23 protein-coding genes and 1 pseudogene are annotated in these 25,275 nt (G+C 57.3%); 22 read left to right on the top strand and 2 right to left on the bottom strand.

Annotated elements, in window-relative coordinates; genetic code table 11:
- Positions 1 to 80 precede the first annotated feature (80 nt).
- The 5 genes from fmdA (at position 81) to P2W41_RS16825 (ending at position 4,017) form a co-directional block, all read left to right on the top strand.
- The gene (gene fmdA, locus P2W41_RS16845) at positions 81 to 1,307 is read left to right on the top strand and encodes a formamidase (protein WP_292898962.1); all 1,227 of its coding nucleotides are present in this window, start codon (positions 81 to 83) and stop codon (positions 1,305 to 1,307) included.
- 86 nt (positions 1,308 to 1,393) lie between these two features.
- Positions 1,394 to 1,906 (top strand): AmiS/UreI family transporter, encoded by a 513-nt coding sequence (locus P2W41_RS16840; RefSeq protein ID WP_292898964.1) that lies wholly within the window; start codon positions 1,394 to 1,396, stop codon positions 1,904 to 1,906.
- Positions 1,907 to 1,968: 62 nt separating this feature from the next.
- A complete protein-coding gene (locus P2W41_RS16835) occupies positions 1,969 to 2,274 on the top strand; it encodes an FmdB family zinc ribbon protein (RefSeq protein WP_292898965.1) in 306 nt (101 codons plus the stop codon).
- A gap of 138 nt (positions 2,275 to 2,412) precedes the next feature.
- Positions 2,413 to 2,823: an ABC transporter permease gene (locus P2W41_RS16830; RefSeq protein WP_292898966.1), complete on the top strand. Its 411-nt coding sequence runs from the start codon at positions 2,413 to 2,415 to the stop codon at positions 2,821 to 2,823.
- A gap of 3 nt (positions 2,824 to 2,826) precedes the next feature.
- Complete coding sequence (locus P2W41_RS16825) at positions 2,827 to 4,017, top strand: phosphopentomutase (RefSeq protein ID WP_404933840.1); 1,191 nt, start codon at positions 2,827 to 2,829, stop codon at positions 4,015 to 4,017.
- Between the two features lie 122 nt (positions 4,018 to 4,139).
- Here P2W41_RS16825 and P2W41_RS16820 read toward each other — a convergent pair whose 3' ends face one another.
- Entirely contained in the window at positions 4,140 to 5,117 is a 978-nt protein-coding gene (locus P2W41_RS16820) for a hypothetical protein (protein ID WP_404933839.1), read from the bottom strand.
- A 30-nt stretch (positions 5,118 to 5,147) separates the two neighbouring features.
- Between P2W41_RS16820 and P2W41_RS16815 the strand changes: the two genes are divergently transcribed.
- Entirely contained in the window at positions 5,148 to 5,312 is a 165-nt protein-coding gene (locus P2W41_RS16815; protein WP_404933838.1) for a hypothetical protein, read from the top strand.
- Between the two features lie 287 nt (positions 5,313 to 5,599).
- Here the strand turns inward: P2W41_RS16815 and P2W41_RS16810 are convergent, their stop codons facing one another.
- Entirely contained in the window at positions 5,600 to 6,631 is a 1,032-nt protein-coding gene (locus tag P2W41_RS16810) for a GlxA family transcriptional regulator (RefSeq protein WP_404933837.1), read from the bottom strand.
- Between the two features lie 187 nt (positions 6,632 to 6,818).
- Between P2W41_RS16810 and P2W41_RS16805 the strand changes: the two genes are divergently transcribed.
- From P2W41_RS16805 to P2W41_RS16730, 16 genes and pseudogenes are all read left to right on the top strand, one after another.
- A complete protein-coding gene (locus P2W41_RS16805; protein ID WP_404933836.1) occupies positions 6,819 to 7,802 on the top strand; it encodes a TRAP transporter substrate-binding protein in 984 nt (327 codons plus the stop codon).
- 17 nt (positions 7,803 to 7,819) lie between these two features.
- Positions 7,820 to 8,320 (top strand): TRAP transporter small permease, encoded by a 501-nt coding sequence (locus tag P2W41_RS16800; RefSeq protein ID WP_404933835.1) that lies wholly within the window; start codon positions 7,820 to 7,822, stop codon positions 8,318 to 8,320.
- An 8-nt stretch (positions 8,321 to 8,328) separates the two neighbouring features.
- Positions 8,329 to 9,609 (top strand): TRAP transporter large permease, encoded by a 1,281-nt coding sequence (locus P2W41_RS16795; RefSeq protein ID WP_229450475.1) that lies wholly within the window; start codon positions 8,329 to 8,331, stop codon positions 9,607 to 9,609.
- Between the two features lie 42 nt (positions 9,610 to 9,651).
- The gene (locus tag P2W41_RS16790; protein ID WP_404933834.1) at positions 9,652 to 10,665 is read left to right on the top strand and encodes a proline racemase family protein; all 1,014 of its coding nucleotides are present in this window, start codon (positions 9,652 to 9,654) and stop codon (positions 10,663 to 10,665) included.
- Between the two features lie 445 nt (positions 10,666 to 11,110).
- Positions 11,111 to 11,374, top strand: a complete 264-nt coding sequence (locus P2W41_RS16785; RefSeq protein ID WP_292898982.1) for a hypothetical protein — start codon at positions 11,111 to 11,113, stop codon at positions 11,372 to 11,374.
- Positions 11,375 to 11,976: 602 nt separating this feature from the next.
- Positions 11,977 to 12,120 (top strand): annotated as a pseudogene (locus tag P2W41_RS16780) (hypothetical protein); the annotation flags it as partial.
- A 6-nt stretch (positions 12,121 to 12,126) separates the two neighbouring features.
- Positions 12,127 to 12,963 carry a GntR family transcriptional regulator gene (locus P2W41_RS16775; protein ID WP_404935008.1) on the top strand — a complete coding sequence of 279 codons (837 nt, stop codon included), beginning with the start codon at positions 12,127 to 12,129 and terminating at the stop codon, positions 12,961 to 12,963.
- Positions 12,964 to 12,973: 10 nt separating this feature from the next.
- Positions 12,974 to 14,125, top strand: coding sequence for a PotD/PotF family extracellular solute-binding protein (locus tag P2W41_RS16770; RefSeq protein WP_292898986.1), 1,152 nt, complete (start codon positions 12,974 to 12,976; stop codon positions 14,123 to 14,125).
- A gap of 367 nt (positions 14,126 to 14,492) precedes the next feature.
- Positions 14,493 to 15,929, top strand: a complete 1,437-nt coding sequence (locus P2W41_RS16765) for an amidohydrolase family protein (RefSeq protein ID WP_292898988.1) — start codon at positions 14,493 to 14,495, stop codon at positions 15,927 to 15,929.
- A gap of 71 nt (positions 15,930 to 16,000) precedes the next feature.
- Positions 16,001 to 17,566 carry an ABC transporter substrate-binding protein gene (locus P2W41_RS16760; RefSeq protein WP_404933833.1) on the top strand — a complete coding sequence of 522 codons (1,566 nt, stop codon included), beginning with the start codon at positions 16,001 to 16,003 and terminating at the stop codon, positions 17,564 to 17,566.
- Positions 17,566 to 18,507, top strand: a complete 942-nt coding sequence (locus P2W41_RS16755; protein WP_292898992.1) for an ABC transporter permease — start codon at positions 17,566 to 17,568, stop codon at positions 18,505 to 18,507. Before P2W41_RS16760 ends, P2W41_RS16755 begins: the two co-directional genes overlap by 1 nt.
- 19 nt (positions 18,508 to 18,526) lie before the next feature.
- Positions 18,527 to 19,408, top strand: coding sequence for an ABC transporter permease (locus P2W41_RS16750; RefSeq protein ID WP_404933832.1), 882 nt, complete (start codon positions 18,527 to 18,529; stop codon positions 19,406 to 19,408).
- Positions 19,405 to 21,057: an ABC transporter ATP-binding protein gene (locus P2W41_RS16745; RefSeq protein WP_292898995.1), complete on the top strand. Its 1,653-nt coding sequence runs from the start codon at positions 19,405 to 19,407 to the stop codon at positions 21,055 to 21,057. Before P2W41_RS16750 ends, P2W41_RS16745 begins: the two co-directional genes overlap by 4 nt.
- Positions 21,058 to 21,333: 276 nt before the next feature.
- Positions 21,334 to 22,665 (top strand): MFS transporter, encoded by a 1,332-nt coding sequence (locus tag P2W41_RS16740; protein ID WP_404933831.1) that lies wholly within the window; start codon positions 21,334 to 21,336, stop codon positions 22,663 to 22,665.
- Positions 22,666 to 23,559: 894 nt separating this feature from the next.
- Positions 23,560 to 23,835: a hypothetical protein gene (locus P2W41_RS16735; protein ID WP_404933830.1), complete on the top strand. Its 276-nt coding sequence runs from the start codon at positions 23,560 to 23,562 to the stop codon at positions 23,833 to 23,835.
- A gap of 500 nt (positions 23,836 to 24,335) precedes the next feature.
- Positions 24,336 to 24,641 carry a hypothetical protein gene (locus tag P2W41_RS16730; RefSeq protein ID WP_404933829.1) on the top strand — a complete coding sequence of 102 codons (306 nt, stop codon included), beginning with the start codon at positions 24,336 to 24,338 and terminating at the stop codon, positions 24,639 to 24,641.
- Positions 24,642 to 25,275 lie beyond the last annotated feature (634 nt).

The raw sequence follows: 25,275 nt of genomic DNA, 5'->3' as shown, positions 1-25,275 counted from the left end.
GCATCTTGTTTCCGGGCGCAAAAATGACGGGGGGCTCGAAATGGAAACCTCCGACTGGCCGTTCAAGAGGAGGAGACCCAATGCCTAAAACAGTGTTTTCTGTCGATCTCAACAAGGCGCCAGAGGATCAGGCGATAAAGACGCACAATCGCTGGCATCCCGACATTCCCATGGTTGAGACTTTCAAGCGCGGTGAAGTTTTCCGTGTCGAGTGCTACGACTGGACCGGCGGACAGATCGGCAACAATGACAGCGCCAACGACGTGCGCGATGTCGACCTGACCCGCGTTCACTATCTAAGCGGTCCATTCGGTTTCGAGGGCGCAGAGCCGGGAGATCTGCTCGTCGTCGATATTCTTGACATCGGCGCAATGCCTGAATCCGAATGGGGCTTCAACGGCCTGTTCGCCAAGGAAAATGGCGGCGGCTTCCTGACGGAGCATTATCCCAACGCAACCAAGTCCTGCTGGGATTTCCAGGGCATCTACACCACATCCCGTCATATCCCCGGCGTGCGCTACCCTGGCATCATTCACCCGGGCCTGATCGGCTGTCTGCCCGATCATGCGCTTCTGGCTGAAGCGAACCGCCGTGAGGAAGAGCTGGTTTCGACCGACCCGAACCGGGTGCCGCCGCTGGCTGCACTGCCTTACTCCGACACGGCGCTCATGGGCCAGATGTCGGGCGATGCGGCGCGCAAGGCCGCTGCCGAAGCGTGGCGCACCGTGCCGCCGCGTGAACACGGCGGCAACTGCGACATCAAGAACCTGTCGCGTGGCTCCAAGGTCTATTTCCCTGTCTACGTCAAAGGTGGTGGCCTCTCCATGGGCGACATCCACTTCTCGCAGGGCGATGGCGAAATCACCTTCTGCGGCGCCATCGAAATGGCTGGCTGGATCGACATCAGCGTCGATGTCATCAAGGGTGGTATGGCGAAGTACGGTGTCATCAACCCGATCTTCAAGCCGAGCCCGATCGACCCGCATTTCGATGATTACCTGATCTTCGAGGGCATCTCGGTCGATGAGCACACGGGCGAACAGTATTATCTGGACGCGCATGTGGCCTATCGACGGGCCTGCCTCAACGCCATCGAGTACCTGAAGAAGTTCGGTTACACGGGCGAGCAGGCTTACAGCATCCTCGGCACGGCCCCGGTGGAAGGGCGAATAGCCGGCATCGTGGACATACCGAATGTATGCGCCACGCTGGCCATTCCGACCGCGATCTTCGACTTCGACATCAATCCAAACTCGACTGGCCCGACCAAACAGGTCTCCGGTGTGGATGTCGCGCGAACAAGCTGATGGCCGCAAAGGCCGTTTTCAACGAAACGAGTGGGACAGCCGGGGTGGGACCCGGCTGAACCCGCCTTTCGGGAGGAAGAGCTACCATGCTGCTCGGGTTTGCCTTGCTATACGTCGGCGCCGTCCTGTTCCTCAACGGGCTGTGGCTGATGGGGAAAATCGACGACAGGGAGATTGTCGTCATCAATGTGGTGTCCGGCTTTGTTACGCTCTGCGTAGCGCTGGCTTCGGCGTTCGGTGCCGGGGCTGATGCAGCGTCGATCAAATCGGCGGCGCTCACACTGTTGTTCACCACCACCTATCTCTGGGTTGCCTACAACCGCGTCGTCGCGGTGGATGGGCGCGGACTCGGCTGGTTCAGCCTGTTCGTGGCCATCACCGTCGTGCCCATCGCGGTTGAAGGACTGGCCGGCGCCCAGACCTTCACCGACACCTGGCTCGGCCTCAACTGGGCCATCTGGGCGGTGCTCTGGTTCATGTATTTCCTGCTGCTTGCCTTGAAGCGTCCGATCCTGCAGGCCACTGCAGTCTTCACGCTTCTCACGGGCATCGTCACCGGCTGGTTGCCGGGATTCCTGCTGCTTCAGGGAATGCTCTGAGCTTTTTCGTGCGGCGGCGTCAGGCCGCCGCACCACGCCATATAGAATTTTCGGAGACCAATATGCCGCTGTACAATTATGTTTGCGAAGATTGCGGACCTTTCAACGAGTGGACGTCGATGGCGGACGCAGGCAATGCGTGCGCCTGCCCAGGCTGCCAGACGCCGAGCAACCGCGATGTGGCCGCGCCAAGCCTCAGCCTGATGAACGGTACGCTCCGGCGCGCGCTGGCGCGCTCGGAAAAGAGCGGCAGCGAGCCGCGCGTGGTCAAGAAGGAACATCTTGCCGGCTGTGGCTGTTCCCTCTGCAAGATTGGCAAGAAGGGGCCACCTTCGCCGCGCAAGAAATGGATGATCGGCCACTGCTGAGGCCAGGACCGATCTGAAGACCATAGTTCAGGCAAGCCCCCCGTTCCCCTGAGGCGATATACGCCAGGATGAGAGCGGTCGGGGCTTGTTGCTTCAATTCACGTTTCTCAGAAACATCCTCAGTCCACCGGTGACCCCGTGGCTGGCGGTGAAAGCACCTTCTTCCCTGTGATGACGGGCATGCTGTCCGGCGTGCGTTTCGTCAGCAAATCCTATCTGGATCTGGCGCGCGTCCTGAAGCTGTCGCCCCTGCAGCGCTTCCTGCGCATCGAGCTGCCTTCCGCACTTCCGACGCTCTTTGCCGGCGCGACAGTGGCGACCACGCCTGCCATGACGGCAGCCATGACGGCGGCCATGACGGCGGCCGTGATTGGCGAGCTGATGGGCGCCAATGAGGGCGTGGGCTATCTCCTTTCCTCTGGACAGGAGAATGCCGACACAGCCACAGTGATCGGCATGGTGCTGCTCCTCTCGCTTATGGGCTGGAGCTTTTATGAACTGTTCGAAGCGTTGCGCCGTCGCATGGAGGCGCGCTTCGCGGAAGGGTGATGGATGTCTGTAAACGGTCGTGTCTTCCTGTGCGTTCTGGATTCGGTAGGCATAGGCGGTGCACCGGATGCCGGGCGGTTCGGCGATGCCGGCTCGAACACGGTTCTTCACATCGCTGAAGCCTGTGCCGCGGGCAGGGCGGAGGAGGGGCGTTCCGGCCCGCTTCATCTTCCCAGTCTTTCCGCGCTTGGTCTTGGTGCCGCACTCGAGCTCGCCTGCGGCCAGTCGGCACCGGGGCTTGCCCCTCCCGGATCAGGCGCTTCCTGGGCGGCCCTTCAGGAAGAAAGTGCGGGCAAGGACACCCAGACCGGACACTGGGAGCTGGCGGGCCTGCCACTTTCCAGAGACTGGCATTACTTCCCCCATGAGGTGCCAGCGTTTCCCCAAGACGCGATGGCGCGGTTGCGGCAGGCGGGCGGGCTGGACCGCACGCTTTTCAACGCGCATGGCTCCGGCTCGGATGTGCTGGAGCGCTTCGGCGCGGAGCACATGAAGACCGGCGCACCGATCGTCTACACCTCGGCTGACAGTGTGGTGCAGATCGCCGCCCATGAGGAGACATTCGGTCTCGAACGGCTTTTGCGACTGTGTGAGGCAGCAGCCGAGATCTTCCATCCGATGAATGTGGGGCGCATCATCGCGCGGCCTTTCGTTGGGGATGCGGAAAGCGGGTTCACCCGCACCGCCAACCGGCGCGATCTCGCCATCGCTCCGCCCGGAGAAACGATCTGCGACCGTCTGGTGGCCGCTGGTCGAACCGTGCATGGCGTGGGAAAGATTGGAGACATCTTCGCCGGCACAGGCATTTCGCGTGTCCTGAAAGGTTCCTGCGACGATGAGCTTTTCGACCGGCTTCTGGAGACTGTCGAAACTGTTGCCGATGGTGATCTCGTCTTTGCCAATTTCGTCGAGTTCGACAGCCTTTACGGCCACCGCCGCGATGTCGCCGGTTATGCACGGGCGCTCGAATGGTTCGACCGTCGCCTTGCCGAGCTTCTCCCGAAGCTGCGTCCCGGCGATCTTCTGATGCTGACGGCTGACCACGGCAACGACCCGACCTGGACGGGAACAGACCACACGCGCGAGCGGGTTCCTCTGCTTCTGGCCGGCGAAACGCTGCCCTGGGTTGGAAGTGGCGGCGTCTTGCCGTTCAAGAGAGTGGCGACACTGGTGGAGGAGCATCTGCTGGGCTGACAGACCGCCCTTGCGCCAGATGCGGTTCTCATCCTTCTTTTGCAAGATTCTGCTCGCCTGCCGTCAGCCCTCGCGCCGTGCCGGGAGGCAGCGGCTAGCCAAAACCACGCTTGAATGGCGCGCTATTGCCGCCTCATGTTCCCGGAAGAGCATCTCACGGGCAGGTCCCGCTTGTTCTTCATGCTCATGACCGACCATCCCTTCCAGTCGCCGGAACGCACGAGCCTCTCGGCAACGCGCCGGGCCTTTTTCTTGGCTGCAAGTTCGCCCAGAAAGAGCGTGCCGCCTTCAATGCCTGAATTCCTGTCTTCGACGCGTTTCAGTCGAGCATAAAACCGGTCGAAGGATCCTTTTTTGATCCTGTATTCATCCACCGTCACCCCTGAACTGATGAGGTGGCAGCGCCGGCTGTCCCTGCCTCTCAGTCTGAACAGCAGATACTGGTCAACGCGGCGGCGTGTTGCGACTTCCGACTGGGCACGATCGGGATAAAGTTCGCCAGGGTCGATACTGTCTTCCGCCCCCCAGGTGACAAGATAGAGGCTTTTTCGGCTTCCATCCTTTTCCCCATATTTCTCGCGCGTTCTGTATTTCCGCTCCTCGACCTTCGCTTCAGCGCGGGCGCGCGCCTCTGGCGTCAGGCGACCGAAATTTCTCTCCTCAGCCTTTTTGGACGCAAGAACCACACGCCCATCCGACCATTTTGCCTTTTCAGGCCGGCCTCCTTTCGCGGTGAAGGTGCCTTCGCCCTCTCCAGGCGACCCATGAAATGTCCCTGAATAGACGTCGCCTTCCTTCGTTTCATAGGTTCCCGCGCCCTGGATCTTGCTGTCGAGGAATTCGCCCACATAAACCCCGCCGGACTTGGTGACCATGCGGCCCTTGCCTTCACGCCTGCCCTGGACCCAGGCGCCTGTGTAGTGGCCGCCGTCCTTCCAGTAATAGGTGCCATGGCCGTGCCGGCGACCATTGAGCACCTCACCGGTGTACCGATCGCCGTTCTTGTAGACGTAGTCTTTCACCTTGGCGTAACCCTTGGTCACAGGGTTCTTTGCCGACAGCAATTCTGCCTTGGAGGGGAGCTTCAATTCTCCGCGCAACACTTTTTGAACATTGCTGAAGCTTGGCTTGTGACCGGCCAGACGGAGGCGCTCCTCGATTTGCAGCATCTGCTGGAAGGGGTCCTTCTTTGCCCCATCATCGGCGGTTTGAGCCAGGGCAGGTGGCTGAATGCAAACGAGAAGTCCGAGAAAAAGCCAGGGGAGCGCAAAAGACTTCAAGATCCTGAACAATGATAGGTGTAACGCCAAAATGTCATCCAATAAAATTAACCAGCTCAATAGATTCAAGATCACTGACGTATGTCAAGCAATTGGCCGCCCAAAAATGGGGGCCAATAAGTGTCGACCGATATCGATTCTTGTTTCCCTTTGGCGGAATTGAAGACAGGTATAATTCTGCCCACCTTCGCTCCATGAGGGGAGCTCGAAGTTGCTGACGATGTGTCTTGGCGATGTGTCAGCGCTCCTACGCTCTTAATGACCGCATCTATGCCGTGCCGAGGTGACCTGAAGACGCAGCTTCAAAGCGCGCGTGCAACTGTTGGAATCTCCGCAGTTGGTTCTGCGTGATCTCTGGTCTCGGGTTGCATGGCGGTTCGATATCCCTGGGGCGTGGTACTGTATAGTGCGCGAAAGGCACGGCTGAAATGCGCCGCGTCGGCAAACCCGGTATCGACGGCAATTTGCGCAATCTTGTCCGTTGTATGGGTCAGCAGCCAGGCTCCATAGCGCAGGCGCATGTCACGGAAGTAGCGTGAAGGCGTCTGGTTGAGCTCTGCGATGAACCGCCGATCCAGCTGCCTTGGACTGATACCAGCCTGCCTGGCGAGTTCCGGAACCTGCGGCGGCTCGTTCAGCGACTGCTCCATCAAATGCACAACCCGGCGCACCGCGCTGTCGCGCACATTCTGCATCTCTCCATAGAAGTGAGCCTGGGGATGCGTGGATGGCCGTACGCCCTGAAGCATCATGTGGCGGATGCTCTGCTGTGCCTTTTCGTGGCCGCAGTGCTGCGTGATGAGATGCAGTGCCAGGTCGCACGCACCAGCCGAGCCCGCGCAACTGATCCGGTCACCGGCATGAACGAAAATGCGGTCGGGGACAGCGCGGATATGCGGAAACTGCTCCTTGAATGCTTCGAATACATTCCAGTGAACGCACGCGACATAGCCCTCCATGAGACCGGCCCGCGCAATGTTGAAAGTGCCGGTACAAAGGCCGATGAGTGGTGTCCCGGCTGCTGCCGCGCGATGAAGGTAGTCGTCGAGCCACCGGGGCTGCTGCCTTTCCAGATAGCCGTTGCCGCCGCAAACGGCGATGTAATCAAACAGCCCGGGGTCGGCCAACTCACTGGTGGGGGTTATCTTCAGACCGCAGCTTGCGGTGACGTCCTTGCCACCCATGATTTCCCAGCCGCAGGCGATTTGCCGACTGCGACCGCCTTTGTCCGCGGAAAGGCGCATCGCTTCGATGAAACCCGAGAATGCGTTGAGCGTGAAGGATTCGAGCAAGACGAAGCCGACACGTAATTGCTGTCCCTTTTCCGCAGGCATTCCAGTCTCTGGCCCCGCATGCCACCGCGTTTCGGCAGCTTGGTGTGAAATGCCGGTAAGCATATCGTTTTGACCAAAAAATTCAATAATGCGTCTGGAATCTTCTCGGCAAGGCCGTGTTCTACGCCTTAATCTCTGCAGGGTAGATCGCTCCGATAGAGTGCGAGACAACAAGAGGGAACAGGATATGTTCAAGAAAGCTGCGATGCTTGCGATGGCCGCCAGTCTGGCGCTGTCTGGTTTTCCTGCGATGGCTCAGCAGATTCAGCTGAAGGCCAACGTGCCTGGCAATGAAGAAGGCATCGCCTTCCGCTCTGTCCAGCATTTCGCTGATCTGGTCAAGGAAAAGACCGGCGGTGAAGTCGCCGTGAAGGTGTTTCACTCCAGTGCGCTGGGTGATCAGCCGAGCTCCCTGGAGTCGCTTCAGGTGGGAATTCTCGACATGGCGACCATCGAAACGCCGATCACGGGCGTGGATCCGGTGCTGGGCGCGACTGCCCTGCCATACATCTTCACTGATCGGGATCACATCGCCCGTGCGCTGGGCGGCGAAGCCGGCGACTGGATCCGCGAGCGACTCGCGGCAAAGGGGCTGCGCGTCATCGGTTATCTTGAAGGCGGCTTCCGCCAGATCACGAACAACATTCGTCCGATCGTCACGCCAGCAGACCTGAAGGGTGTGAAGATGCGCACTCCAGACAGCAAACTGCGCATCGATATCTTCAACCATTACGGCGCCAACGCCTCTCCGCTTCCGTTCCAGGAACTGTACTCTGCATTGCAGACCGGCGTGTTCGATGGTCAGGAGAATCCGGTCATCTGGGCAAAGAGCACCAAATTCTATGAGGTGCAGAAATACCTCTCCCTGACCAATCACCTCTACACCGTGACCTATCTCCTGATGAGCGAGAAGGCTTTCCAGAAATTGCCTGAGAACGTTCAGGCGGTTTTTGCAGAAGCCGGCGAAGAAGCTGTGAAGAAGTCCGTTGAACAGGGCATCGAGGCCGATCGCGATATCGTCGCCTTCCTCAAGGAGAAGGGTATGGAGGTGAACGAGGCCGACATCTCCGCCTTCACTGCAGCGTCGGAGGAAGTCTGGTCGAACTGGGTCGCCGAACGGGGCGATGACGCCCAGAAACTGGTCGATCTGATCCGCGCTTCGGCACAGTAAAAGACAGGAGCGCGGACGTGATCAATCGAATTCTGGAAGCGATCTGCGCCGCGCTACTTCTGGCCACGGTCGTTATCGGTTTCATGGCGGTGATCTACCGCTACGTCTTCGACAACGCCTTGTCCTGGAGTTTCGAGGCGCTGCTTGGTCTTCTGACCTACATCACCTTCATCGGCGCCTATCTTGCGCTGCGGAAGAATGCGCATCTGCGCGTGGACCTGCTCGCAAGCGCACTTCCGCGGCCAGGACGGCTCATCCTGTTCCTTTGCAATCAGGCGCTCATAGGTTTGATCGGGCTGCTGATGCTGCGTCAGGGCTGGCGGCAGACTGTGCTGTTCCAGGATCAGACCACCCAGGTGCTCGAGATATCCAATGCATATCTCTATGCCGCCATCCCCGTATGCGGCCTCTTGATCTGCATTGATGCCATCACCCGCATTTTCATCGGTCTACGCCGGTTTTCTACAGGCCAGGAGCTGTTTGACGACGCTCCGATGTCCGGCAAAAGCGAAATCTGAGACCCTCCATGGAACTGCTCTTCGTCCTTTGCATCCTGCTGGGCCTGATCGGAATCGGCCTGCCCATTGCCTTCGCACTTCTGGCGATCGCGATAGGGGTTCTGTTCGTTGGCGACGTTGATCTGGTCATCGTTGCGCAGCGTCTCTATCGGGGTGTCCAGAGTTTCCCGCTTCTGGCGGTGCCGCTCTTCATTCTGGCCGGTCAGATCATGAGCCGCAGTGGCATCTCTGCCCATCTGGTGGAGTTTGCCAAGACGCTGGTGGGCCAGATGCGTGGCGGCCTCGCGGCGGTGAACATCGTCACCAGCATGTTCTTCGCCGGAATGAGCGGAACTTCCATGTCGGACACGGCGGCCGTCGGGGGCATGCTGATCGATCCCATGATCAAGCGTGGTTACAGCCGTGCGTTCACTGCCGCTGTTACGGCATCCTCTTCCACCATCGGCATCATCATTCCACCCAGCGTTCCCATGGTCATCCTTGGAGCGTATCTGGGTATTTCGACTGGCGCATTGTTTGCCGCAGGCATTGTCTCAGGTCTTCTGCTCGGGCTCGCGCTCATTGCCGTTGCCTGGGGGATTTCGGTTCATCGAGGCTATCCGGTCGAAGAAAAATTCAATGTCCGCGTGATGCTGAAGGCGCTGCTGCGGGCGACCCCGGCATTGACAATGCCTGTCATCATTCTGGGGGGCATTCTGGGCGGTGTTTTCACCCCGACGGAAGCCTCAGCGGTGGCTGTGGTCTACGGAATACTGGTCGGCGTCGTCTATTATCGCACACTCACCATCCGTGTTCTCTACGAAACGTTCTGCGAGGCTGCGGTCCTCAGCGGAGCTGTCATGTTCGTCACTGCAACGGCTCATGTGATGGGGTATGCCTTCACCTTCGAGCAGCTCGCAGATGGCCTGCTTGGTCCCATCGCACGCATGGACATGTCCCCGGTGACCTTCCTGGTCGTGCTGAGTGTCGTGTTGATCATCGCCGGCACATTCCTGGACGGCATCGCCATGATCTTCATCGTGGTGCCGCTCTTCTTCCCGGCGGTTCAGCTTCTTGGCATCGACCCGGTGCATTTCGGCATGGTTGTCGTTTTGTGCTGGGGCATCGGCCAGCAGACACCGCCTGTCGGCGCGGCGCTTTTCATCACCAGCGTGATCGCCCGCGTCAACATTTTCAGCCTGACGCTCGCCAATCTTCCCTTCGTCGCCGTGATGCTGGTGGTGCTTGGATTGGTGATCCTCTTTCCCGAGCTGATCGTTCTCTGGGTCCCGCGCGCCCTCGGTCTCTGACCCCTTCTCAGTCTTAAGCATAGAAAAGGACTCATCGAAATGATGAACAAGAACAGATACATCGATGTGATCTACACGCACACCGATGGTGAGCCCACCTGCATCATCCATGGTGGCATCCCCTATCCACACGGTCTCGATATTGTCGGAAAGCGCCAGTTCATTCGCGACAATTACGATTACATCCGCACCGCGCTCCTGCGTGAGCCTCGTGGTCACAACGACATGGTTGGTGTGTTTGTAACGCCGCCTTCCAGCCCTGACGCGGATGCCGGCATGCTATGGGCCGATGGCGATGATTTCATGGAGATGTGCGGTCACGGAACCATCGCGCTTTCCATGGCGATGGTCTCGCACGGTTTGGTCCACAATGTTGCCGAGCCTGTCACCAGGATCCGTTTCGAGACACCGGCTGGCCTGGTCGTTTCCGAGGTCGCGTCCGAAAACGGGCAGGTTCAATGGACGCGCTTTCAAAATGTTCCGGCCTTCGTCCTGGAGCAGGATGTGCCAATTGAGCTGCCTGGCTATGGCGCCCTGACCGCCGACATCGCGTTTGGCGGCAACTTCTTTGCTGTGGTGAAATGGCCTGACCAGGATCGCCCCATCGGGCCTGAGAATGGTCGACTGCTCTCCGATATGGGCGTTCTGGTGAAAAATCAGATCAATGCAAAGATGGATGTGCGGCATCCGACCGAGAAGCATATTCAGGGGCTGAACTTCACCACGTTCTGGCAGGATCCGGATCACGCTGACAGCCTCTACCGCAATGTTCACGTGTTCAGCGATGGCAAACTCGACCGTTCTCCCGGCGGCACGGGTACCAGCATGATGATGGCGGTGTTCGAGGCACGCGGGAAAATCAAGATCGGGCAGACCATCAAGTCGGAGGGTCTGCTGGGCTGCGGTCGTTTTGAAGGTTGCCTCCTTGGCGAGACGATGCTTGGCACACAGCGTGCGGTCATTCCCACCGTGAAGGGCACCGCAAAGGTGGTCGGCTATGCGAAGTGGTTGATTGATCAGACGGACCCGGTGGGCCTCGGTTTCGTGGTGCGCTGAGAACTGCGTCCGGCCCGGTGGCCATTCAGTACAGGCTTCACCATCGGGCAGCATAAGAATTAAAGCAGGGAAGTCTCAATTCCTGTTTCACAGTGCCGCGAAGCCCAGAGCACGACCTTAAGACATTGATCGGATCGATACGCAATTCCCGGTTCAGAAAGTTCATAGAAGCATTCGCAACCGGCATTGCACCCGATCCGATCTCCTTTTATCGACCACCCACACCGCCATCCGCGCCACCTTCTCGTAACCCCGCTTGGCGCCGGGCTCCGGGTCGAGGATTCACGCGCACTGCGCAGGTATGGTCCAATCGTATCCCGAAAGCTTCCCCGCACCTTCGTTGAACCGGTCTTCTCTATTCGTCGGGCAAACCTGCTGACAGTAGTCGAACCATCTCGGGATCCTGCCGAGCCATTTCCGTTGCTTGTTGTGATCAATGAGAAGGATGGTCGCCGCAGTCAAAACGAGATTGTCAAATGACAGCGAGGAAGCAGGAAACAGAGAAGCGGCGGTCGTTATTGGTGAAGACGCAACAAAACTCATCGAGCAGGCCATCGCCCACGGGCAGGTATTGATTGGCCAGGGCAGAGCCATGGGCGATGCGTCGATGGCGATTTATCGCGTTGTGAACACTCAGCCGCAGGAAACCGTTGTTTCAGTGATGATAGAGGGTGCGGGCCTGACACCGAAGGACGCATTGACGTATTGATACAATTGCCGTCGAAAACATGCCATGAAAGCGAAAGGCCGACCAGCCAGTCAGGGGGACAGAATGGATTATGTAAAATAACAAGAATATCCCCCTGTCATTCTTGATTGAGTGGATCTGGCAGGGATGTCTCCAAAAATCTCACTCCTAACAGAGAAAACATGAGCCGGGCTCATCCATACAGAGTGAAGGGCGTCATCGTGTTTTCGGTGTGTGAACCGCCTTTCCTCCAGGGGCCTTTCCTTGTTCTGGTGGATGGATCGAAATTGTCACTTTGGTTCGTTTGGGGGGGCTTGGCAATCTGCCAGGAGAGGCTTGCCTGTTTCAGGCATTATACCGATTTGAATGCGGCAGGCGTGGGGGATCGGTTAGAAGCGTCAGCCACCCCGAAATCAGAAATGTATCAGCCGCAGGCAATGATGAAGCGTTCGTGAAATGGAGGATGAAGGCGGGGGCACGCCGATCTGCGCGGACCTGGTGGGCCGATTTTTCATTCTCTTTCATGTACTCTATTAACGGTGCGAGCCTGGTCACTGAAACCTTGGGTGCGATCCGGGCTGGCAGGAACTATCGAGGTTTCGGTTTATCGGCGTAAGGGCAAAATGCGAACCAAGACATATTATCAACTGGTGCGGGATGTGCTTGCGAAGAACATCGAAACGGGAAGATTGCCGGCCGGTACCCGTCTTTATACGGCCGCGGTGGCCGATCGTCTCGGCATCAGCCGTCCCCCCGCAAAGCGCGCGATAGAGATGCTGGCCAGCGAAGGGCTTTTGAGTGCTTTGCCCAAGCAGGGATATCAGGTCAGTGGACCGGATATAGGTGCAACCGCCGTGCGCGAGAACCTGCATTTGCTGGATCTCGACTTGTCCATGATGACAAATCAGAGCAATACGCCCTTGGCGCCCCGTTGGGGTGAGGTCCATGATCGGTTGAAGGGACAGCTTTTGAATGTAATCCCCTTCGGCACCTATCAGATCTCTGAGAGTGCGGTGGCGGAGACCTACGGCGTTTCCCGTACGGTGGCGCATGAAGCCTTGGCGCGGCTCGATGCCGAGGGCATCGTCCGCAAGAGCAGGACCTCCCATTGGACTGCCGGTCCTCTTTCGGTGAGGATGCTCGATGAGGCCCAGGAAATTCGTATCTTGCTGGAACCTGCAGCATTGGTACAGGCGGGGCCGGATATTCCCCGCGAAGAGCTGCTCGCTATTCGGGCCGCCTTGCGCAACGCGGCTGCCGACGGGCCGGCGCTTTCCATCCCGCGTCTTGCCGAACTGGAAACTGCGCTGCATGTAACTTGCCTTGCGGCGTTGAAAAACCGTAAGTTGCATGATCTCCTGATACGGCTTCAGTTGGATCACATCGTAAATGAGTTGTTCCGGCGTTATGTCACCACGCCGGATGACCGGGACATGATCGCAGAGCATTCGCTGGTTATCGATCACTTGCTGATTGGAGACTTTACGGGAGCCGGAGAGGCCTTGCGCTATCATTTGCATGAAGATCACCAAAGGACACGCGCACGCCTAAAGGTTTTGTCGCTCTTCAGGGAGCCGCAGATTGCCCCCTGGCTTAGTCCGTTGAATTAAGGGGCTGAAGATGCGTGCTGGCAAGACCTCGGCCCTGCGTGTGATTATTCGAAGCGAGATGATTGGGCAGCCGATCATCGACCGGGCGCGTGTGGAGCTACCATTTCCGATAGTCTTCGAGACGATCGACAGTCTGGAAAGCTTGCGCCGGGTGATACAGCAGCCCGAAAGCTACGATGTTTACCATCAGTGGCATACGGTTGATCTCATGTGGACCGCGCGTGCGATACAGCCAATCGAGGTGTCTCGCCTCAGCAATGGCAGCGCGCTTTTGGCGCGTGCGCGCAGGCCGTTGGGCAATTATCCGTTTGCAGGCATATTTGTACAGCCCGATGGGAGACTCGGTTCTGCTCATAGTTCCCATATTGCAATCATGCCGGTCGCGCAGGGGGTGGATTGCTTCGGTTACAATCCGGCGCTGCGGGAGAAGATCGGCGAAGACGAGCCGGAAAGCTGGAGTTGGCTGCTTGATTCCCGCCTGAGAGGTCGGGTCGCACTGCTTGCAGATCCTGTTCTGGGCATGATCGAAGCCGCGCTGGCGACCGAAGCAGCGGAGGGGCTGCGCTACAACAATGTAGCCAATCTCAGCATCGATGAGATTGATATGGTGGTGGATGGTTTGATCCTGCGCAAGAAGAAAGGTCACTTCAAAGGGTTCTGGTCCAATTCCGATGAGTCCGTGCGGCTGGCACGACGTGGCGGGGTTCTTATCCAGAGCATGTTCGGGCCTACCGTACAGCGTCTGCGTCGTGAGGGCATTCCCCTGCGAGTCGCCAGCGCGGAAGAAGGGGGGCGGGGATGGCATACGGACCTTTGCATCTCAAGGGATACGAAAGGTGAGATGCTGGACGCTGCTTATGCTTATCTGGACTGGTGGCTGTCCGGGTTTCCTGGGGCCGCGGTTTCGCGGCAGGGATATTATTCGATCCTTCCGGAAACGGCGCGCGGGCACCTGAGCACTGAGGAATGGGACTATTGGTACGGCGGAAAGCCAGCGGCGCGAACGCTTCTTGATGGCGATGCACACCCAACAATCCGCGAAGGCGATGTCAGGGATGGCGGTTCCTATTATGAGCGCATGGCCAGTGTGCGCGTCTGGAACGCTTTTATGGATGAGCATACTTATCTTACCCACCGCTGGCAGGAGTTTCTGAACGCATGAGCCCCGCATCGGGCGCCGTCACATTTGCCGTTCCCCGACATTCGTCTCGGATGATAAATTATCCATAAGATCTGAACTCCGAGCGCATAATTCTATTTTTAAAAAGAAGAATCTCTCTGTGCTTTGGGCGCGCGCGTCCGCAAATGCGGGTGCCTTCGCGCAAGAATCCGTAAAACTCTAAAATGGATGACCTTGATCGCCGTCCGCTCAGGGCAGGTGGCTGGCGGGTCTCGTCATTGAATGAAGGGTAAGGCTGAATTTTTTAAGGTGATGGTTTTGCTTCACCAGCGCTGTCTTCTCAAAAAAAGTGTTGATCGCATGCGTTGTTCATTTTAGCTTGATCGAAAGTCACAAGGAGAAACCCATTATGGTGGTGAAGCTAATCCGCGCGGGCCATATCATCGCGTTTCAAAACGGCACTCACACTCATCTTCGCGATGGGGTGATCGTGGTTGAGGACGACCGCATCGCATATGTGGGAAAGACGTTTGACGGTGAGGCGGATGAGGTGATCGACGCTTCTGACAAGATCGTCACGCCGGGCTTCATAAACACCCATGTTCACATGAGTGAATCGCCGCTCGATCGTTCTTTCGTGGAAGATCGGGGGCCGCGCAATTTCTATCTTTCGGGCTTGTTTGAGTTCCTCACCGCGCGCGACGGAGCGATCACCGATCAGGCGCGCAGGGCTTCGATTGCGATGTCAGTGCCGGAGATGATCCGTACCGGCACCACCACTGTCGTCGAGATGGGAAGCCATGGCGATTACGTTGCCGAGCAGTGCGAGAAGGTGGGGCTGCGGGCCTATATCGGAGAGATGTATCGATCCGGTCGCTGGTACACCGACGACGGCCGCAGCGTGAAATATGAGTGGTGGGAGGATGACGGCCGTGAACGTATGGACCATGCGGTCAACTTCATTGAGCAGCTCGAGGGCCGTGCCAATGGGTTGCTCAAGGGATTTCTTACGCCCGCGCAGGTGGATACGTGTTCGGCAGCGCTTCTTAAGCGTACGGCCGAGATAGGGCGGGAGATGAAAGTACCGGTCGCCCTGCACGTCTCCCAGTCCGTTCCCGAATTTCAGGAGATGGTCCGCCGCAACGGATGTTCTCCAGTGGAATGGCTGCATGAACTGGGTTTCCTCGGCGATAACGTGCTGCTTGGGCACGTCATCATGCCGTCAGGGTCAAGCTGGGTGAACTACCACGGAAACGACCTGGAAATCCTCTCGGACACCGGCACGAACGTGGCGCACAACGTTTGGGTGTTTGCGCGGCGCGGCATCGCGATGGAGAGCTACGCGCGTTATCTGGAAAAGGGAATCAACATGGTTCTCGGTACAGATACCTGTCCTCAAAGCATGATCGAGGCGCTTCGCTGGACTGCGGTGATAAGCAAGATCCAGGACCGGCGGACCGAGGTGGCCACGGCGGCGGATGTTTTCAATTCCGCAACGCTGGCGGGCGCGAAATCGCTGGGCCGGGACGATCTCGGACGGATCGCCAGGGGAGCAAAGGCAGACCTGCTTTTCTGGGAGGGGCAGGGGCTGTTCATGACCCCGCTTCGCGACCCGATCCGCAACATTGTCTACTCGGCGACGCCGGAAGACCTGCACTCCACAATGATCGATGGGCGGATGGTTATGGAGAACCGGGTGATCCCCGGCGTCGATCTGGACAAGCTGTCCACGGATCTTCAGCTCGGAGCCGAGCATATGTGGGAACACATGCATGTGACCGACTGGGGCAAGCGCAACATCGAGCAGCTTTCCCCGTCGAGCTATCCCGAGTTTCGTGCGCAATAAGCGTTTCGATACTGAGCAGCCCCGTTTGGAGCTGCTCTCATAACAAACATAAATCAAAAAGGGGAATTTCCATGAAACACCGTAGCCTTGCATTGGCTTTGATGGCGGCTGTCCTGAGCGGGCCTGCCTCTGCCGAGACACTGAAGATCGTAATGGAAAGCCGGCTTGGCAATCTCGATCCGATCCTTTCCGCATCCCATCAAACCCGCGAGCACGGATATCTCATCTACGACACGCTATTCGCGGAGGATGCACAGGGTCAGGCGCAGCCGCAGATGATCGATGAGTATTCGGTCTCAGAAGACGGCAAAACATATCGTTTCAAGCTCCGCGAGGGGCTGGCCTTTCACGACGGAGCACCAGTAACGGCGAAAGATGCGGTCGCATCGATCAAGCGCTGGGGACAGCGCGATCGGATGGGGCTTGCCATCATGAAAGCAACAGACAGCCTTGAGGCGGAAGACGACAACACCTTCGTTCTTAAACTGAATACACCTCTGGGCGTGGTGATCGACGCCTTTGCAAAGCCAAGCGGCGTGCCCCTGTTCATCATGCCGGAAGCTGCCGCTGCAACGCCGATCACGGAAGCCATCACCAATTACGTCGGCTCAGGCCCCTTCAAGTTCGTTGAAGGGGAGTATTCTCCGGGTGTGAAGAGCATCTACGTGAAGAATGAGAACTACAAGCCGCGCAGCGAGGAGCCCAGCGGCATGGCCGGTGGAAAGGTCGCGAAAGTCGATCGGATCGAGCGTATTGAGATTGCAGATCCGCTGACTGCCGTCAATTCGCTCACTGAAGGCGAAATCGACTTCATGCAGAATGTCCCCCTTGATCTTGCCCCCCTCGTGGAAGGCAATGAGGCGATCACAACCGCTCATCTGGACAAGGCGGGTTATCAATACGGCTATCGGTTGAATTTCCTCCATCCGCCCTTCGACAACAAGCTGGTCCGGCAAGCGGCACTGTATGCGGTCGGTCAGAAAGAGATACTCCAGGCCCAGTTCGGCGACGCCGATAATTATCAGGCTTGCGGTGCAATCTTTGGCTGCGGAACGACTTATGAATCCGATGTGATGGCGGATATCGCGATCGAAGCCCAGCCTGAAAAGGCCAAGGCCCTGCTGGCGGAAGCTGGCTACAAAGGCGAAACCGTTCTTTTGCTTCATGTCACCGATAACCCGGCCATGGCGGCTGTCGGACCGGTCATGGCTCAGCAGCTGCGTGCTGCGGGGTTCAATGTGGAAATGCAGGCGATGGACTTCATGACAATGTTGTCCCGCAGGGCATCACAGGAGGCCGTCGAAAAGGGCGGGTGGAGCATTTTCATCACCTCCTGGCAGGTGCCGGAGGTTTCCGATCCCGTCCGGTCGTACATGATAGTTTCGGAAGGCACGAAGGGCTATGCCGGCTGGGGGGACGTCCCTGCCATCGATCAGAATATCCAGGCATTTCTGGCCGAGACCGATGTCGCCAAGCGGAAGGAGATCGCTGCTGAAATTCAGAAAGTCGTCTATGAGGAAGGGATCTACGCCCCGCTCGGACAAAGCAGCCGCTTGAATGCATGGACCAATGGGGTTGACGGTCTCATTCCAAACGGGCCGACCGTCTTCTGGAACGTAACCAAGTCGGCAGAATAATGATCTTCTACATACTGAGGAGAATCGTTGCGACCATTCCTGTCATGGGGGTGGTCGCCCTTCTGGTTTTCAGCTTGCTGTATTTGGCTCCGGGAGACCCGGCGGTGATCATCGCCGGTGAATCCGCAAGCACCGAACAGCTTGAAAAGATGCGAAAGGACATGGGCCTGGATCAACCTTTGCCCGTGCAGTTTGCCAAATGGATCGGGAAGGTTGCCACGGGGGATCTGGGCACTTCTCTTCACTCGGGGAAAAAAGTTTCGGAGATGATCGGTGCGCGCGTTGGACCGACACTCTCGTTGGCGACCGTGACCATTCTCCTGTCGCTGATACTTGCGATTCCGATGGGGATTCTCGCGGCCTGGGCGCGGGGTAGGTGGCTGGACAGATCACTGATGAGTATCGCTGTACTAGGGTTCTCCACCCCGGTCTTCGTCGTCGGCTACGTGCTGATCTTCCTTTTCTCGGTGAAAGCGGGTTGGTTCCCGGTGCAGGGGTTCACGCCGATCAGTGAAAACCCGTTGCGTTTTCTGCGAACGGTCACGTTGCCAGCGTTCACGCTGTCTCTGGCGTACGTGGCTCTCGTCTCCCGTATCACGCGTTCGAGCCTGCTTGAGATGCTCGGAGAGGATTTTATCAGAACAGCGAGAGCCAAGGGGGCTTCGGAAAGGCGGGTCCTCTTGCGGCACGCACTGCGTAATGCCGCCGTGCCCATTTTGACGGTGGCAGGTTCCGCCGCGGCGTTTCTGATCGGCGGGGTCGTCGTCACGGAGAGCGTTTTCAATCTGCCGGGCATGGGACGCCTGGTCGTGGAATCCGTTCTTGCACGCGATTATCCCTTGATCCAGGGACTGATCCTGCTCCTGTCGCTGGTCTATATCGGCATCAATCTCCTCACCGATATTCTCTATTCGGTTTTCGATCCACGTATCCGGTATTGAGATACGACGGGGGAACCCAATGAACAAATCTTCTCATTCACCAAGCGTTGAAAGCGATGAGCTTCTCGCTATCCGGATGCGGCGCATTGCGCTGTTCCTGCATGACAACATATTCGCAATCACCACTCTGGTTTTGGTGGTTCTCGCAGGTCTACTGGCACCGCTACTGACCTCGGCGGATCCGGACTTCATCAACCCCGGCATGAAGCTCAAGCCGCCTTCTGCAGAGGCCTTCTTTGGAACCGACCTTCTCGGGCGAGACGTGTTTGCCCGTGTTCTCTACGGCACCCGTGCGTCGCTGTTGGTGGGGCTCTTTGTGGCTCTCGTTGCGCTTGTAGTCGGTCTCCTGATCGGCCTCGTTAGTGGGTATTTCCGGTCTCTGGATGGTGTCATCATGCGTATCATGGATGGCATTATGGCGATACCGGCCATCATTCTGGCAGTCGCTCTCGTTGCCATCATGGGAGCCAATTTCATCACCGTCGTCACCGCGATCGTGGTGCCGGAGGTCCCCCGCGTCGCGCGTCTTGTACGTTCGGTGGTTCTATCTCTGCGAAGCGAGCCTTATGTCGAGGCGGCAGTATCGCTCGCCACTCCGACCTGGCGCATCCTCTTGCGCCACATGCTGCCCAATACACTGGCACCGCTGATTGTTCAGGGCAGCTTCATCGTCGCTTCGGCGATCCTCACGGAATCGGCCTTGAGCTTTCTGGGGGTGGGCCTCCCGCCTGAAATTCCCACATGGGGAAATATCATGGCGGAAGGGCGCAGGTTCTTCCAGCTCCTGCCCGGCCTTGTTTTTTTCCCCGGTCTGTTCCTGTCACTGACGGTCCTTGCGATCAATCTGCTGGGCGACGGGCTGCGGGACCGTTTCGATCCCAAATTAATAAAGCGAGCATGATGATGACGAATGAAGCAAACCAGCGAGAAGTCGTCCTCCAGGTCGATGGCCTGACAGTGTCGCTGCACTCGGGGCGTGAGATTGTTTCGGATATCAGCTTCAACGTACGGGCGGGTGAAACGCTTTGCATCGTCGGCGAGAGCGGATCGGGCAAATCGGTAACGAGTTTTGCGGTCATGCAGCTTCTGGATTCGGCCGCTCTGCGCCCCACGGCCGGCTCCATACGGCTTGAAGGTGTGGATTTGCTGAAAGCCAGTTCTCAGGAATTGCGGCAGCTCCGAGCGGCCCGGATGTCGATGATATTCCAGGAGCCGATGACTGCGCTCAATCCGGTGGAACGCATCGGCAAGCAGGTCATGGAGGTTCTGGAAATTCACCGGGAGGGCGATCATGCAGGCCGGCGCGCGCGTGTCCTGGAGATGTTTCAGATGGTGAAGCTTCCCGATCCCGAGCGGGTCTTCAATGCTTACCCTCATGAACTTTCAGGCGGGCAACGTCAGCGTGTCGTGATCGCCATGGCGCTGATTCTGCGTCCGCGCCTGTTGATCGCCGATGAGCCGACAACGGCTCTCGATGTGACCACCCAGGCCCAAATTCTGGGGCTCATTTCCGAGTTGCAGAAAGAGATGGGAACGGCGGTGTTGTTTATCACCCATGATTTCGGGGTTGTGCATGACATCGCAGATCGAATTCTCGTGATGAACAAGGGACGGGTCGTCGAAGAAGGCAAGAGTACGGACATCCTGACCTCTCCCACAGCTGATTATACACGCAGGCTGATCTGCGCTGTTCCCAGCCTCGTTCCGGTGCCCAGCCGTGAACTGTCGGGGGAGGGCGTCCTCGAAGTGAAGGGCATGGCAAAACGATATGTCATGGGCAGTTTCCCGCGAAAACGATATTTCGACGCGCTGCATCCCACAGATCTGCTTCTGCGCGAGGGGGAGATTCTCGGGGTTGTTGGAGAAAGCGGCTCGGGAAAGACGACCCTCGCGCGCTGTATTGCCAGACTCGTGCCGGCGAGTGAGGGCGTGGTTCGGCTGAAGGGCGCGAGCATCGACGACCTGTCTTCGGCGGACAAGCGCCGTAGCAGGAAGCATGTTCAGATCGTCTTTCAGGACCCGTATCGTTCGATGAACTCGCGCTTGAAGCTGCGCGACATCATCGCTGAAGGAATGGTGAACTTCGGCTACGCTCCTGCAGAAATCGAAAGACGCTGTAATGAACTCATCCAGGCCGTCGGGTTGCAGCCATCCATGCTGGATCGATATCCGCATCAGCTTTCGGGTGGTCAAAGACAACGTATTTGTATCGCAAGAGCATTGGCGCTGGAGCCATCTGTCCTCATTTGCGACGAGGCCGTTTCTGCATTGGACGTTTCCGTACAGGAACAGGTGATCGAGCTGTTGCTCGACCTTCGGGACAGACTCGGGGTGGCCATCCTGTTCATCACCCATGATCTGAGGGTGGCAGCGCAATTGTGCGACAACGTGATTGTCATGCGTAACGGCCGTGTTGTTGAAGCCGGCAGTGCCGCAGACATACTGACGAATCCGCGGGACGAGTATACGCGCTTTCTCATCGACGCGGTTCCTGCGCGTGAATGGAATTTTCGGGAACGCGTTTCGGGGACTGTTGCAGCAAGTCAATGAGCCCCGCTAGAGGGCGGACAGCCCCGGATGTCGAGAAAGTGCAGAGGTTTTCTGCACCTGGGCCTGCTTCCTGTCCTTGAACGACAGCCGGCTATCGGCCCCTGTCCGGGACGCTGGCTCGCATACTCCAATTGTCCTCAAGCTGCATCGATCTGCGTGATGTCCTGAGCATTTTTAATTCGGGCAGAAACACGTGGTGCCCGCATCTACGCCGGAAAATGAAGAACCTTAAGGAAGTGCCGATTGTGCGAAGATTCCAGCCGTAACAGGGCCTCCATGGCATTTCCCGATGAACCCACTTCTAAAAGGGACGTTGTCAGCCGCAGTGCCTGGCTTGCCATCGTTGTCATGGCCCTTGGTGCTTCCTGTTTTGTAACCTCGGAACTTCTGCCGGCAAGCCTGCTCAGTCCGATCGCCGAGGGGCTAAGCGTATCGGAAGGAGTCGCTGGGCAAGCGATTTCGGTCACTGCGTTCTTTGCGGTTCTTGGAAGCCTGTTTGCCTCCACCTTTACGGGGATGCTTGACCGCCGCCTCGTTGTGATCATCTGCATTTGGCTTGTGATTCTGGGAGCTGTGTCAGTGGCGCTCGCTCCGAATTACTATACCATGCTGGCGGGACGGGCATTGTTCGGATTGGCGTTGGGGGTTTTCTGGGCGACATCGGCTTCCATCGTGCTACGGCTCGCCAGGCCGCAGGATGTTCCTCTCGCATTTTCCCTGATGTTCGGCGCAATCCCGATCGCGATGACAGTAACCGTACCAATCGCAAGTGCATTGGCTGCATTGTGGGGTTGGCGTTCAGCGTTCCTCCTGATCGCCGGTCTAGGTACGATGTTCCTGCTGTTGCTGGCAGTTGTACTGCCTCCGCTGCCTGCGCATCGGCGCGCGAATATCATGGGGGTCCTGAGCGTGTCGAAACGGGAGGGTATTCCGGTTGCCATGCTCGCGATATTTCTAGTCTTCGCCGGAAAATTCTCGCTCTTCTCGTATGTGCGCCCTTTCCTGGAGGGCGAGTTCGGTCATCAAAGCAGTGCCATCGTGACGATGCTGTTCGTTTTCGGCGTTGCAAACCTTGTCGGCACGTCCGTCTCTTCGTTCATGATCAGACACGACTTGATAGCCACCCTGTCTCTATCGTCGCTGGCGGTCTCATTGTCGGCAGTTGGCCTTATTCTGTTTTCCGGCAGCATCTGGAAGGTTGGGATGCTCATTGCCGTTTGGGGATTCTCCGTCGGCTGTATTCCACCGGCGTGGACCACATGGATCACACGCAGGCTCCAAGACGATGCCGAGAATGCGGGTTGCCTCCAGTTTTCAGTCATGCAGCTGGCAATTGCTGCGGGGGTAGTGTCAGGGGGAGTGGGAATTGAGCAATTCGGCCGGACAGGCCCCTACATTCTTGGGGCGGTCTTCCTGATATCCGCGGCCATTCTGATCCGGTGGAAACTCTCTCGGGCCGAAATGCCCGTCAGTCTTGCTATCCCTCGTTCGCGTCGAACTGTTTGCGAACAGCGCGCGGACGGGCTGGGCGTAGAAGACATGGGCGTAGAAGACATGGGGGCGGAAGACATGGGGGCGGAAGAGATGGGGACAGAAGACATGGGCTAAGTACAACGCTGTCCGCATTGAAAGCCGCCTGTTACTTCTTCCTCCGCCGTTCGTGTTACGCCGACCACGCGGGCATCAAGTGCCGTGCATGAGGTTTGAGAAACCGGTCGACAGCGCCTGCCACCGAATGAGCGGGCAGAAGCTCCTCGGGCTGGGCCGCGTGTGCGCGCGACGAAAAAGGTGTTGTGCCGTCATTCCCTTGAAGAACAGCGTTGCGGCCGTTTCGTCGTCAATTGCGTCCGGTACGCGAATAAGCCTGTCTTCTGCGTCGTCGTGAAGGCCGGAGCAGCTCCCGCCCCCGAATGTACATCAATGACCCGGGCGCCGATGCGCCGAATCCGCATCCTGTTCCCCATTAAGCACACAGGCGCGTTGCCTCTCCATGCGCTGTCGCTGTTAGCGGCGGCGCTCTGAGCCCTGTGTCTAATCGTCAGCGCCCGGTCAAACGCCATTACTAACGAAGCGCACGAGCCTGCTGGCCGCTCATCTCAAAATCGAGAATCAACCGCACCACTCTTCACAAACCCGCTTGACGCCGGGCTTAAGGTCGCGGATTAATGCGCGCTGCGCGGGTATGATGTAATGGTAGCCTGTCAGCTTCCCAACTATCGCCGCGAATTATTATCCCATGTTTATCAGTGGGTTATAAATTCCTTCGTGCCTCGGAATGCATCTGGCATTCTGGCCTGCAGGGAAGGAAACGGCCCCAGTTTTCCTTTTGCCAAAATCCGGAAAAGCTTGTGGTCCCAGCGCGTTCGTTGAGCCGGAGTTCTCTACCCGCCGGGCAAGCCTGCCGACAGTAATCGAACCACCTCGGAATCCTGCCGTGCCTTTTCCGTTGTCTGTTGTGATCAATCAGAAGGATGGTCGCTGCAGTCAAAAGGAGATTGTCAAATGGCAGCGAAGAAGCAGGAAGCAGAGAAGCAGTCGGTTGTTATTAGTGAAGACGATGCGAAGGCCATCGAGCAGGCTATCGCACAGGGGCAGGCATTGATTGCGCAGGGCAAGACCAAGGTCGATGCGTCGATGGCGATTTATCGCGCTCTGAACACTCAGCCGCAGGAAGCCGTTGTTTCGGCGATGATAGAGGGGGCGGGCCTGACACCCAAGGGCGCATTGACATATTGGTACAATTGTCGCCGAAAATACGCCAAGGCAGTAAAGAAATGAAATAACAAATAAATCCGTAAAAGTTGTATATGGGTGTAGAGATAAGAGGAATTAAGGATTGTCAATATTCTATATTTTAAAAAACTCATCAAAATGAGCGGAGCTCGCCTTCACTATGTGAAGGGATTTTTGTTTCCTTTTTCACAATTTTATCAGTCCTATCAAAAAAACTCAAAATTTCACCAAATCGAGGATAATAGCGTAGATTATATAGAAAAGACAAAAATATCCCGGCTGTTACCCTCGATTGGGTGAAATTGGCATGTGGTGTCTTCAAAATTTCAATTCAAAATCAAAGCAATCATGTGCGAAGCTCATCTTCACCCAGTGAAGGGAACCGTGATTGCTACATATCTCAATATAATTGCATCTCCTTTTCGTGGTGATCAGCGTAATCACATCTGTTCGGAGAACGGTCTTTTCGGTCGGTCGGCCGTAAAGTTGCTTCCGTTTTAAGGCTGTGCTGAAATCAATCAGGGGATAGAGGGAGGGAGTTCACTGTGAAAATTTACATTGTGCTGGCATCTTCATTGATTGTTAGCGGGTGCGTTTCACCGATCAAGCAAGCGCGGCATGAGCGAGAAGCGAAGCAATGCGAAGCATTTGGATACAAGCTTGGCACTGACGCATACGCGAATTGTCGGATGCAGTTCGAAATGCAGCACAAACGAAAGATGTCAGATATTGGTAATTCAATCGCACAAGCCAGCCAGCCGCGCCCCGCGGTCTATACGCCGGCAGGGCCGACTAATTGTACTTCTCGGCAAAGCTATCCGGGTGCGCCGGTCTATACGAACTGCTTTTGAGCAAGTCTGATATCTGCAAATTAGTCTGTCGGTACGGGCGACTTCTCCCAACCATGGTGTATTAATTTTCCGTTGATAGGACGGAATTTGGGCGGAGTGTCTTCAAAATCTGGGCTAGGCATACTGCGTAGCAGACTTTCTAAATGTCATAATGAAAAGAATAGAAGCTCAATGGCTTTTCGATTTGTACGTTTTCTTGATAAGATGAGGGCCCCAGCCTCCTCGCTGGAATTGTTATATTCACCTTCGTTCCCTCTCTGTTGGATCGGAAAGATGACGTCCCGATCACTACACTTTCGTACACTGCATGGGCTCAAGATGAAGCGAGTGCTGGCGACGTTCCAGACCTGGGTTGGAGGTCAGACGCCAGGGGCTGCCCGCGCGGCGAGCAGCTCGATCCTTATGAAATCTGGCGTGAGGCTGGAGTTGACTCACCCGCTGAAGGAGAGCGCTTCCTCCTGCTGAAGTACCGCGAAAAAGGCTTGACGCCGTTCGTTGATTGGTTGCGGTGTCAGGGCTTTAGCGTAAGCGTTCTAACCGAGGCAACTGTCGGTGTGCCGCCGGGCCAGTTGAGCGTAGCAATCTCCTTCGGGGTAGCCTCGCGGAATCGTAGACCGCTTTGGGAGATCAAGGT

It is taken from the genome of Nitratireductor sp. L15S-10, assembly GCF_045011005.1.
Classification (GTDB): domain Bacteria; phylum Pseudomonadota; class Alphaproteobacteria; order Rhizobiales; family Rhizobiaceae; genus Nitratireductor.
This window is presented reverse-complemented; position numbering and strand designations above follow the sequence as displayed.